This window comes from Allochromatium warmingii, from assembly GCF_900107145.1.
Taxonomy (GTDB): domain Bacteria; phylum Pseudomonadota; class Gammaproteobacteria; order Chromatiales; family Chromatiaceae; genus Thermochromatium; species Thermochromatium warmingii.
Window position 1 is genome coordinate 42933 of record NZ_FNOW01000018.1, and the last position, 11248, is coordinate 54180.

General features: G+C 53.6%; 10 protein-coding genes and 1 tRNA gene. 3 read left to right on the forward strand and 8 right to left on the reverse strand.

Features of this window, described 5'->3' with window-relative positions; translation table 11 throughout:
• Positions 1 to 40: 40 nt before the first annotated feature.
• A complete protein-coding gene (locus BLW10_RS13765; protein WP_143117030.1) occupies positions 41 to 220 on the forward strand; it encodes a hypothetical protein in 180 nt (59 codons plus the stop codon).
• An 85-nt stretch (positions 221 to 305) separates the two neighbouring features.
• On the opposite strand, the gene BLW10_RS07230 is transcribed toward BLW10_RS13765, so the two are convergent.
• From BLW10_RS07230 to BLW10_RS07250, 5 genes are all read right to left on the reverse strand, one after another.
• Positions 306 to 2252, reverse strand: a complete 1947-nt coding sequence (locus BLW10_RS07230; RefSeq protein WP_091333481.1) for an acyltransferase family protein — start codon at positions 2250 to 2252, stop codon at positions 306 to 308.
• Positions 2253 to 2315: 63 nt separating this feature from the next.
• On the reverse strand, positions 2316 to 4436 hold the full coding sequence (gene recG, locus BLW10_RS07235; protein WP_091333483.1) for an ATP-dependent DNA helicase RecG: 2121 nt from the start codon (positions 4434 to 4436) through the stop codon (positions 2316 to 2318).
• 15 nt (positions 4437 to 4451) lie between these two features.
• The gene (gene mltB / locus BLW10_RS07240; protein WP_245709187.1) at positions 4452 to 5498 is read right to left on the reverse strand and encodes a lytic murein transglycosylase B; all 1047 of its coding nucleotides are present in this window, start codon (positions 5496 to 5498) and stop codon (positions 4452 to 4454) included.
• Entirely contained in the window at positions 5495 to 5887 is a 393-nt protein-coding gene (locus BLW10_RS07245; protein ID WP_091333486.1) for a RidA family protein, read from the reverse strand. Before BLW10_RS07245 ends, mltB begins: the two co-directional genes overlap by 4 nt.
• A gap of 4 nt (positions 5888 to 5891) precedes the next feature.
• A complete protein-coding gene (locus BLW10_RS07250) occupies positions 5892 to 6464 on the reverse strand; it encodes a tetratricopeptide repeat protein (protein ID WP_091333487.1) in 573 nt (190 codons plus the stop codon).
• Between the two features lie 87 nt (positions 6465 to 6551).
• On the opposite strand from BLW10_RS07250, the gene BLW10_RS07255 reads away from it, so the two are divergent.
• Positions 6552 to 6639: transfer RNA gene (locus BLW10_RS07255), tRNA-Ser, on the forward strand.
• A 386-nt stretch (positions 6640 to 7025) separates the two neighbouring features.
• Here the strand turns inward: BLW10_RS07255 and BLW10_RS07260 are convergent.
• Positions 7026 to 7451 (reverse strand): DUF350 domain-containing protein, encoded by a 426-nt coding sequence (locus BLW10_RS07260; RefSeq protein ID WP_091333489.1) that lies wholly within the window; start codon positions 7449 to 7451, stop codon positions 7026 to 7028.
• Positions 7452 to 7481: 30 nt separating this feature from the next.
• Positions 7482 to 9095, reverse strand: a complete 1614-nt coding sequence (locus BLW10_RS07265) for a DUF2491 family protein (RefSeq protein ID WP_177169014.1) — start codon at positions 9093 to 9095, stop codon at positions 7482 to 7484.
• A 106-nt stretch (positions 9096 to 9201) separates the two neighbouring features.
• Between BLW10_RS07265 and ruvB the strand changes: the two genes are divergently transcribed.
• Entirely contained in the window at positions 9202 to 10227 is a 1026-nt protein-coding gene (gene ruvB / locus BLW10_RS07270) for a Holliday junction branch migration DNA helicase RuvB (RefSeq protein WP_091333493.1), read from the forward strand.
• 28 nt (positions 10228 to 10255) lie between these two features.
• Here the strand turns inward: ruvB and kdsB are convergent, their stop codons facing one another.
• Entirely contained in the window at positions 10256 to 11035 is a 780-nt protein-coding gene (kdsB, locus tag BLW10_RS07275; RefSeq protein ID WP_091333495.1) for a 3-deoxy-manno-octulosonate cytidylyltransferase, read from the reverse strand.
• Positions 11036 to 11248 lie beyond the last annotated feature (213 nt).

The following is an 11248-nucleotide window of genomic DNA, read 5'->3' on the forward strand; positions in this document are numbered from 1 at the left end:
AAGCATACGCTGGCGAGCGTTTGGCGACAACCGACATTCAGTGGGGTTTAAGCTTTTGGAGCTTCCAGCCGCCAGCCAGACTCAATCGTTTTTTGCCGCGCATCAAGCGCTGTTGCAACAGACCTTTGGGACGCAAGTCAATCGCTTGGAGGCGGACATCAAGCAGTTTGATTATCAGGCAGCGCGGGAGGTGTTGCGGGGGCTGCGTCAACAGAAATAGGCTGCTGGTTTGTTTTGCGCTGCACTATCAAATTCTCTGAATTACAAAAATTTGGAGATAAAGCTATTAGATCGTCTGTTTTCGTTTAGTAATTTGCGATCCAAGGCAACTGACTGCTTAACTGTTTTTCTATAGAAATTACAAAGCTATCCGTAAGATGTTGAGAATCACGAAAGACCGGAATACCCATCTGGGATAACGCACGGCACTGATTTTCTGGACAAACAAAGTTAGCTGGGTTTAAAACTTGAACATTATTTAAACCATTTGCAGCTTGATTTAACAATTCCGCAACATGGTTAAATTTTTCTATAGAAAGATCGCTTACACAGTCATCTGATTTTATTGTATGCGAAGACTGTAACTGACGAGCGATACAATTCGGCCCATCGAACCCTAAAACGGGTGTACCAGCTACTACTATTACTCTTTCAGCAATTTTGCTGAGTGGATCCAAAACTCGCTTGCTACCTTCTACCCATTGATTTGGCGAAAAATCATAGGTTGCTGCGTTACCAACTATAATAACAGTAGGGTCAAAGCTGGTAATTTGCGTTAATACCGCTTCACGCCACTGTTTACAAACATCGTAAACTTTGCCAATACGCGGATAAAAGTAATCTTCATCTACCATCGCGCACGCTGATTTAGTCAATACAACAAAACGCCATTTTGGTGGAGCAAAAATCTTTGACCAAGCACTAAACCACTGTGCTCCAATGCTATCTGCAAGCAAGACAACAGTCTGTGGTGCATCAGTTTTTCCAAAGATACAAGGCTCAACTTTGGCATGATGATACCAAGCGTCACAAGGCATTTGATAGATTACAGGCAGATCACTGCGAATAGATTCAGCTAAATCAATTTGCGGCTTACTGACATTAACCGGAATTCTTTGCACATGAAATCCGATAGCTAAAATAAGTAAAAAAACTGCACTTGAACCGAGTAAAAATGTTTTTGAAGGTATTGATGCCAGATTATTTTTCCAAAATGGCAATTCGACAAAACGGTAACTAACAATAGATAAGAGTAAAGTTGAAAGAAAAGCCAACCCAAAATAGGCGTAGTTGCCATATTCTTTAACACCTAACATTCCGATTACAATAATCACGGGCCAATGCCATAAATACAATGAATATGATCTATCGCCAATCCATACTAATATTGGATGCGCTAAAATTAGAGCGCTGTCTTTTTTGGTGCTTCCAGAAAAAATTATAAATGCAGCGCCAATTGATGGTAATAGTGACCAATAACCAGGATAAGTCATTTGCTTATTTAAGAAAAAAGCTGAAGCAAAAATAATCATTAACCCTAAAACCAGAAAAATATTAGATTGATATTTGGAGATATTACTTTGAGTTTGGCGTTCCGAGTAAACATAAACTAAACAGCCTAAACCAAACTGCCAGATGCGAGAGGGCATCATGTAAAAAGCAGAAACTGGATATACATATGACCAAATCACAGAGATAATAAAAGATAAAACAATAAAAATCAGCAGGATTTTCTTTAAACTCAATATCTTTTGAGCAATTAACAGTGCTAAAAGCAGCAGCATAGGCCACAATAAATAAAACTGCTCTTCAACGCCAAGCGACCAAGTGTGGAGAAAAACATCTTTCTCACCTAACTCGTTAAAATAATTTTGCTCTTTAAAAATAAAGAAAAGATTACTTGTCCAGCTTATAGCAAATGGTAGTGAAGCCAAAATTAAACGACCATCTGCTTGAGGAAATAGCCAACCAACAACTAAAACCGTCACTATTGACACAGCCAAAAGAGCTGGAAATAATCGCCGCAATCGGCGTAAATAAAATGCACTTAATGATAATCGACCATTTTTCTCATATTCCTGTAATAGTAAGCCAGAAATCAAAAATCCCGATAAAACAAAGAAAATGTCTACTCCAACGAAACCGCCAGAAACCCACGGAATACCCGCGTGAGTGAGAATAACTAATAATACAGCAATAGCGCGTAACCCTTGAATATCAAGACGAAATTTTATAGGTAAATGTGTGTTCATATTGATATGCGTCAGTAAAAACAGTGAATTAGACCAAAATTTATCTTATCATCTCACGTCGAGTCAAACTCCCCCATACCGCTCCCGCGTTGCCAACCACCGTTCAATCAGCGGCATCACTAATTCCGGATAAGCGACCAGCAATCGATCTGCCGCCCGCTGTGCTTGTGCAATCAACGATTGATCGCGCAAGGGATCGGCAATGCGAAATTGCACACTCCCAGTCTGGCGCGTTCCTAATACTTCACCGGCACCACGAATCGCTAAATCGCGCTCGGCAATTTCAAAGCCGCTGGTGGAATCCCGAATAATCCCTAACCGTTCCCGCGCTATAGTTGAGAGCGGCGCATGATAGAGCAAAATGCAATGACTCTCGACCACCCCGCGCCCCACGCGCCCGCGTAATTGATGCAGTTGCGCCAAGCCTAATCGCTCAGGATTTTCAATAATCATTAAACTGGCATTCGGTACATCAACGCCGACTTCAATTACCGTTGTTGCGACCAATAAATCCAGCGCCCCCGAAGCAAATTCGGCCATCACGGCATCGCGTTCTTGACTTTTGAGCCGACCATGCACTAAACCAACACGCAAGCCAGTTAAACAGGCGCTTAATTGTTGTGCGGTGTCTTCTGCCGCCTGACATTCGAGCATTTCGGATTCTTCAATCAGGGTACAAACCCAATAGGCTTGGCGTCCCGCTAAACAGGCTTGGCGCACACGCTCAATGACTTCATCGCGCCGCGTATCGGGTACGGCTCGCGTTAAAATAGGGGTGCGGCCGGGTGGCAGACCATCAATCACGGATAAATCTAAATCGGCATAGAGCGTCATTGCTAATGAACGCGGAATCGGCGTCGCCGTCATAATTAATTGATGCGGTGCGCCATTAACACCGCCGCCTTTTTCGCGTAATTTCAGCCGCTGATGCACGCCGAACCGATGTTGTTCGTCGATCATCACCAGCCCTAAATCTTGAAAAGCAACAGTATCCTGTAACAGTGCGTGGGTGCCGACAATCATTCGCGCCGCGCCGGATGCAATCGCCGTCAGCCGCTCTTCGCGCTCGCGGCCTTTGTGCCGCCCTGCCAGCCACACGGGTTCGAGACCCAGCGCCCCAAGCCAGCCGCTTAAATTGCGCTGATGCTGTTCAGCGAGCAATTCGGTTGGGGCCATGAGCGCGGCCTGACAGCCCGACTCCAGCGCCTGTAACGCAGCGAGCGCCGCGACGATGGTTTTGCCGGCCCCGACATCGCCCTGCAACAGCCGCTGCATCGGGCGGGCTTGCGCGAGATCGGCGGCAATCTCAGCGACCACGCGCTCTTGTGACGCGGTGAGCGTAAACGGCAAGCTGGCGCGTAACTGTTGCCGCAATCGACCATCACCAGCGAGCACTGGCGCACGAATCCGCCGTTGTTCAAGGCGCATCCGCCGCAAGCTGACCTGATGGGCAACCAGTTCTTCAAATGCCAGTCGCACACAGGCCGGATGACGGCCTTCGGTCACATCCTGTAGCGGAGTGCCGAGCGGCGGGCGATGGAGAACGCGCAGCGCCTCAGTGAGCGTCGGCAAGCCAAGCGCGGTGAGTATTTCGGGCGGGAGTAATTCGGTCGGCGCGGTGCGGGCCATGAGCGCCAGCGCCTGATCGGTCAGACTGCGCCAACTGGTTTGTTGCAGCCCTTCGGTTGAGGGATAGATCGGCGTGAGCGCGGCGGCAAGCGGCGCATCGGTGTCGGTGTGGGACAGAATCCGATATTCAGGATGCACCATTTCGAGCGATTGCGGCCCCTGACGCACTTCGCCATAACAGCGCACCCGCTCGCCGGACTGGAATTGCGCGGCCTGTTGCGGTGAAAAATAAAAAAACCGCAGCAGCAGCCCCGCGCCCAGTGCATCGCCGATCCAGACTTTGAGCGACCGCCGCCGCCCATAGCTGATTGCCGCATCACGGATTTCGCCCTCAACCCAGGTTTCCAGCCCGACGCGGATCTCAGCCAGCGGGGTTAGGCGGGTGCGATCCTGATAGCGCAGCGGCAGATGAAACAGCACATCCTGAACCGTGCGAATCCCAAGCCGTTCAAGCCGTTCGACGAGCTTCGGCCCGACCCGCGCCAGTGCGCTGACCGGCAGGTGGCGCAAATCGTCTGGCTCCGCTGCGTGATCTTGCACACCTAGTTCAGGCATTGTGCGTGACGCCGCTCATAATCCGCTGTCCACACGCGCTCGGATCGCCCGCGCTAATTGATGCACCGCCATCGCGTAGTAGGTGCTGTGGTTGTAGCGGGTAATCACGTAAAAATTCTTCAGACCGAGCCAATATTCATAGCCGCCCTGCGCATCAAGTTCGAGCAGGCTCACCGCGCTGGCGCTCCCGAGCGACCGCGTTGGCGTGATGCCGCGACTTGCCAATTCGTTCAGGCTATAGCTGGTGTTAAAGCCAGTTTTGAGCGCATGGGCGCTGGCCGCTGAGTGCACCTGCGCCGGCACTGCGACCGCTTCGCCGACCTGCCAGCCGTGATGCCGAAAATAATTGGCGACGCTGCCAATCGCATCCGCTGGATTCCACAGATCGCGGTGGCCGTCACCATCATGATCGACGGCATGATCGCGAAAACTCGACGGCATAAACTGACTCAAGCCCATCGCGCCCGCAAACGACCCACGCGGCCCGAAGGGGTCGAGGCGCTCTTCTTGCACCATGATGAGGAAGTTTTCGAGCTCACTGGTGAAATACTCAGCGCGACGCGGATAGGCAAAGGCGAGCGTAGCCAGCGCGTCGAGAATGCGCGTTTTGCCGGTAAAACCGCCGTAGCGCGTTTCAACACCGATGATGGCGACCATGTATTCCGACGGCACGCCATAGCGGGCTGTGGCGCGTTCCAGTGCTGCCGCATTGCGCCGCCAAAAGGCCACGCCATTGTTGATCGAATCCTCGCCGAGGAATTTGGCCCGATAGCGCGTCCAAGCGCCGTTCGGCCCAGTGCTTTTGCTCGGCGCTTGTTGATCCATCAAGTTGATAATCGACTGCTGGCGCTGTGCCCGCGAGAGAATCGCGGCCGTGCGCTCGGGCGCATAGCCGTGCTGCTGCATCGTTTGAATAAAGGTGGTCACGCCGGGCGCACCGGCAAAATCACCGCTCACCGGCGGGATGACGGCATCACGGGTCGGCACCGCGCTACAGCCGGTGAGGAACAGCAGCGCCAGCACTGACAGACGACGTTGAACGAGTGTGATGATTGGATTCAAGCGCATGAGTTCGTCACCATCACGCCGTCCATTTCGACCGCCGCGCCCTTTGGCAATGCCGCCACGCCTATCGCTGCCCGCGCCGGATAGGGTTCGACGAAATATTCGGCCATGATTTGATTGACCAGCGCGAAATGCGCGAGATCGGTCAAAAAGATATTGAGTTTCACGATGTCGCCCAAATCGCCACCAGCGGCTTGCGCGACCGCTCGCAGATTGTCAAACACGCGGCGAATTTGGGCGCTCATGTCGCCGCTGACTAATTCCATCGTTTCGGGCACCAGCGGAATTTGCCCCGACAGATAAACCGTCTGACCAACGCGAATAGCCTGTGAATAGGTGCCAATTGCTTGCGGTGCTTGATCGGTGCGGATAGTGTGTTTGTTCATACTCTTAGGTGCTCGCTGTGTCTGCCATTTCGTTCAGCGTATTTAGGATAACGTGGCGTTCAAGATCGTCGAGTGCTTGATTCAATGCGGTCTGGTTTTGCGCATGTAGCAGTTCCTGTCCGGTGGGGCTGTGCAGAAATTGGTGCAGCGCTTGTCCAAGCGGGTGGCCTTTGTGAGCAGCTTTATCGAGCCACTGCACGCCGGTTTCCAGATTGAGTTCGACGCCTTCGCCGGTCAGATAAGCGCGTGCAAGCCAACACATCGCGTCAGGGTAGCCACTACGGGCGGATTGGGCAAACCAGTCGCGGGCGAGGGTGAGGCGTTGGCAGTCGAGCAGCCAGAGGGCGAGTTCGCATTGAGCAATGGCATCACCACTGTCGGCAGCAAGGGCGAGGCTGATCTGTTCGGAAGTGAGTTGGGTGGCGTTGAGCGCGAGGGCGTCGGTGAGTTCGACATGGGTTTTTGCGCCACTGAGATCGCACGCTGTTTTGAGGCGTCCGTCTTGGATATAGCGCCAGAGGGTGCGTTTGGCGATGCCAGTGAGGGCGCTGGCGGTGTTGAGGCTAATCAGGTGCATCGACCGACACAAAGCTTGGTCAATTTGAGATGTTTGCAGTATAATTACTATCTGCATTTCTGGAACGCCTTAGCGTGTTCCAACCTCGGAGAGATGGCTGAGCGGTCGAAAGCGGCGGTCTTGAAAACCGTTGACTCGAAAGGGTCCGGGGGTTCGAATCCCTCTCTCTCCGCCAATCCAATCAGGCACTTGCAAGCGTTTCACCCCGCCGCGCCTGATACCAAATCGCAGATTCAAGCGCACTACCCAAAAAACGACGCTCCACTAGCACCCAACGCAACACACTAAACGGGGCGCAAGGGTCAGCGATTCGTCGAATATTTCCGCACCAAGAAAGACATCGTTGGCCTTCGCTGCCACGATGGAGGCTAATTTCGACCGCTTTTGACCAGTTTTTTTAAAGTAGCAGTCTGGACAAATGCATTGAGACAAACTCCTTAAGCGTCAAATTTGATACAGTCTATCGCAATCAATAATTCCTATCGATTAGGGCGCTACCAATTATTTTTCTTGTCACGAAGCGCCAACTTCGTGACGAGCTAATTACCATCACACGCGCTCTTATCCCACCATCGCCCCTGCATTCAGCAACGCCACCGCTACCTGTACCCCGACTAATAACGCGGCTGCTGCGACATTTCCCGATTCAATCGCCGTGCGCAAATCTCGAAATAGCAGCGTAAAAACGCCAAAGGTGAGCAATTGCATCAGCACTGCGACACTCCCCCACAGCACAATATCCAGCCACACGCCGCTTGTCGCTAAGGTGGCGGCTAATGGAATCGCTAATGCAATCCACGCACCGCCGAGGGTTAAACCAGCGGCGGCATTGCTCTGTTTAATCAATTCGCGCTCGCGGAAAGGTGTAATCAGCGCGTAAATCACGATGCCAAGCACTAATAGCGCCAGCGTGATGAAAAAATGCAGCAATAAAATCGGCAGGCCGCTGGTGAGCGTCTCCCATAATAATGCGAGTGTTTCAAGCATGGTTAAATACTCCAAGTCAGTTGCCGACAATTAACTTAAATTCAAACTGGCAATCGGAATATCAATTCCGAGATGCAACGCGACCCAAGCGCGATCACCCTGTTCCTGTGCCATCACCAAGAGATATTCGGTTGTGGGCGCAGGTGGCGCGGCTCCAGTGGTGCGGGCGTAGAGCATCGCCTGTTGCTGTGCGGGCGCAGCTTGCACGCCGTTGAGCGTTTCTAGGGTTTCGCGCAGGGCGTAGGGTTCAATGCGTGTTTGTCCGGGCGACCACAGCCGCGCATAGCGGTGCCCGTCTTGGGTCTCAAATTCGGGCCAGCCGATCAAGCCTTCATCCCGATCTAACCACACGCCCCATTCCGCTGCGTCCGCCGGTTCGACGACATCGAGCGGCGCAAAATAGCGGCACTCGTCCGGCTGGCCGTGCGCGTCGCAATGCACCTGAAAAAACCTTTCATCATCAGCGACATAGAGCCGATGCCAGGTGACGCCCGCGCCGCTGACTGCGCCGAGGCGCTCGACCGATAGCAGACCGCTGTTGCTGGCGGCGGGCGGCGCTTGGATCTGTGTCCAGGGCGCGGCCAGAATGAACAGCGAGGGATCCAGTGGCAGCGTCATGCCGAGTCGGAACCAATCAGGACGATAGCCGCTCCGCGAGGATTCACCGTGTTGCGAGCGTCGCGCTTTAGTGGCTGGTCGGGCGAATCGCCGCCACATCAAGATCAGCAATACGGCAAGCAGCAGCACTATAAACAGTCCGGTGAGCAGTGCCGCGAACGGAAAGCCAGTGGTTGCTGTATTCATTGTTGGTTCCGATTCCGTAGCAAGATCATCGGTCTCTATCGCCAAGTTGGGCGCGGGATACTGGGTATCACGCGGCCCGGAGAAGGTCGCTAATTGTTGATCGAGCGCCGCCAGTTGCTGCGCCAGTTCAGCATGTTCACGCGCCAGCGCCTCAGCTTCCGTGCGCCATTGGCGATAGGCGGGATCCTCGGCATGATGATAGAAAAACTCAGCGTGTCCCGGACTTGACAGTGTTTGGAGCAAACCAAATAGCAGCACCGCGCTCCAGGGGCCAAAACTCGGCGCAGTGTGTCCACGATAATATTTCGGCAGCGTGTAACGATTGCTTGGGCGGTGGCCGTACCAGTTGACCGAATGCGTTGATGGACGACGCGGCGGCGGGGCGGTGCGGGCAGTTGAGGGGCGCGTTGTCCAGCCGCTCCAACTGCTTGAATTACTTGAAGTGCTTGAATGATTAGAACTATGCGCGTTATTCGAGTGATTGGCGCTGCCGGAACTGGTTGCGGTCGCTGCTTGGCGCTGGCACTGAAAGTCATCGAGCGCCCGTTTTGAGGCTTGGCGCGACAGTGCTTGATCGGTCGCACTGCCCGAGGGCGCGGCGCGGGCGGTCGAGCTAGTCGCCGAACTGCTGGGACGGCTATAGCCACCGCTGACGGACGGTGTGCGCACAGTACGACTCGGGCGCGTCGTCGGGGTGCGCTGGCTGAGGCTCGACGATGGGCGCGAGTAACCGCCGGAAGAGCGGCTTTTTTTGGCCCAACTGTCCAGCGGCGTAAGCAGGCCCAGCGTCAGCGTTAAAATCAGGATCAAACCGAACGTCGGTGTCAAGCGTGGCGGCATCATGCGGCAACCCCGGCGGCCTTCAGATGGCAGACATTATCAGCGCATCTGGTTAAGCTGACCAGAACGATCCAGCCGTTGCGTGCTTAGGACACGCTCCAAATTCATGTCAACCAACACCCCCGACCGTCTGATTACCGCCGACGCCGCCCCCGATGATCGCGCCTTAGATCGCGCCATTCGCCCGCGCAAACTTGCCGATTATGTCGGTCAGCCAGCGGTGCGCGAACAGCTCGACATCTTCATCAACGCCGCACGCGGGCGCAAAGAAGCCCTCGATCATGTGCTGATTTTTGGCCCGCCCGGACTCGGCAAAACCACGCTCTCGCACATCATCGCCCACGAAATGCAGGTTAATTTGCGGCAAACCTCGGGGCCAGTGCTGGAAAAACCCGGCGATCTGGCCGCACTGCTGACCAATCTTGACCCAGGCGATGTGCTCTTTGTCGATGAAATCCACCGCTTGAGTCCAGTCGTCGAAGAGGTGCTTTATCCGGCGATGGAGGACTATCAGCTCGACATTATGATCGGCGAGGGGCCGGCGGCGCGGTCGATCAAACTCGATCTGCCGCCCTTTACGCTCGTCGGCGCAACCACCCGCGCTGGGCTGCTAACCTCGCCACTGCGCGACCGTTTCGGCATCGTGCAACGGCTCGAGTATTACTCGACTGAGGATTTGACCACAATCGTCAAACGGTCGGCGGGGATTCTCGGCATTGAGACTGACCCCAATGGTGCCGCCGAAATCGCCCGCCGCTCGCGGGGCACACCGCGCATTGCCAATCGGCTGTTACGTCGCGTGCGTGATTATGCGCAGGTGCGCGGTGATGGGCGCATTACGGCGGCCATTGCCGACCGCGCATTAGCTATGCTCAAAGTTGATGCGCTCGGTTTCGATCACATGGATCGGCGCTTACTCGCGGCCGTGATTGAGAAATTCGACGGCGGCCCGGTCGGAGTTGAAAGTCTCGCGGCGGCCATTGGTGAAGAACGCGGCACCATTGAAGATGTGCTCGAACCCTTTTTAATTCAGCAAGGGTTTTTAATGCGCACGCCACGCGGTCGGATGGCCACTGAATCAGCTTATCAGCATTTTGGTCGCACCCGTCCCGCGTCCCCGTCATTGCTCTAATCAATGCTTTAATCAATCGGCTGATACATTAAACAGCGGCGTTTAAGCGTTCTAAGTGTTCCAGCACGCGCATTAAATCCTCGGCTGTATCGACCCCCGGCCCGGGCGCTTCTAATGCACCCTCGACATGAATCGCCATGCCATGCCAGAGCGCCCGTAATTGCTCAAGTGATTCGGCTAATTCAAGCGGAGCCGGTTCTAAATTAACAAATTGCTTGAGTGCTACGACGCGATACGCATAGATTCCGATATGTCGCCAATAAGTAATTGAAGCGGGGAGCTGATGCGGATGTGCGGCAAATTCATCACGCTGCCAGGGAATTGGCGCACGCGAAAAATACAGCGCCTCACCAGCATGATTAAACACCACTTTAACGCAATTTGGATCAAATAAGCTGGCGCTGTCAGTGATTGGATACGCGAGCGTCGCCAGACCGAGATGCGTACGAGCAGCGAGATTCGCGGCAACTTGATTGATTAAGCTCGCCGGTAATAAGGGTTCATCGCCTTGCACATTGATAATAAGCGTCTCATCATTCCAGCCGCGTCGCGTAATGACTTCGGCAATGCGATCTGAACCACTGCGATGCGTGGCGGCGGTTAATTCGGCGTCGATATTCAAGTGCGCACAGACATCGAGAATGCGTTGATCGTCAGTAGCGACAATTACGGCGCTGGCGGCACTGGCGCGAGCGCATTCGACAACGCGCTGAATCATTGGTTGACCGGCAAGATCGCACAGCGGTTTACCGGGCAAACGGGTTGAGCCATAGCGGGCGGGAATGATAACTTTAAAATCGTGGGTCATAATAGCTTAGGTCGGTTGATTAGAGAGCGTGACACGCGAAGCAGGCAACATAGCAAAATATGGCTATGCTGCCAAATGATTATGATGCGGTGATGCGGTGAATATGAGGATTGATGCGATGACAGCCGATGAATTTATTGCCACTTGGCAATCCAGTCCGCTCAATGAGCGGCAAGGTGCGCAATCGTATTTTAATGATTTATGCGATCTGTT

What these genes read in the sequence shown, in the direction of transcription:
- BLW10_RS07260 (WP_091333489.1), bottom strand. Translation starts at nt 7,451, where the DNA reads ATGCTTGAAACACTCGCATTATTATGGGAGACGCTCACCAGCGGCCTG.
- ruvB (WP_091333493.1), top strand. Translation starts at nt 9,202, where the DNA reads ATGTCAACCAACACCCCCGACCGTCTGATTACCGCCGACGCCGCCCCC.
- BLW10_RS07230 (WP_091333481.1), bottom strand. Translation starts at nt 2,252, where the DNA reads ATGAACACACATTTACCTATAAAATTTCGTCTTGATATTCAAGGGTTA.
- BLW10_RS07245 (WP_091333486.1), bottom strand. Translation starts at nt 5,887, where the DNA reads ATGAACAAACACACTATCCGCACCGATCAAGCACCGCAAGCAATTGGC.
- BLW10_RS07250 (WP_091333487.1), bottom strand. Translation starts at nt 6,464, where the DNA reads ATGCACCTGATTAGCCTCAACACCGCCAGCGCCCTCACTGGCATCGCC.
- BLW10_RS07265 (WP_177169014.1), bottom strand. Translation starts at nt 9,095, where the DNA reads ATGCCGCCACGCTTGACACCGACGTTCGGTTTGATCCTGATTTTAACG.
- recG (WP_091333483.1), bottom strand. Translation starts at nt 4,436, where the DNA reads ATGCCTGAACTAGGTGTGCAAGATCACGCAGCGGAGCCAGACGATTTG.
- kdsB (WP_091333495.1), bottom strand. Translation starts at nt 11,035, where the DNA reads ATGACCCACGATTTTAAAGTTATCATTCCCGCCCGCTATGGCTCAACC.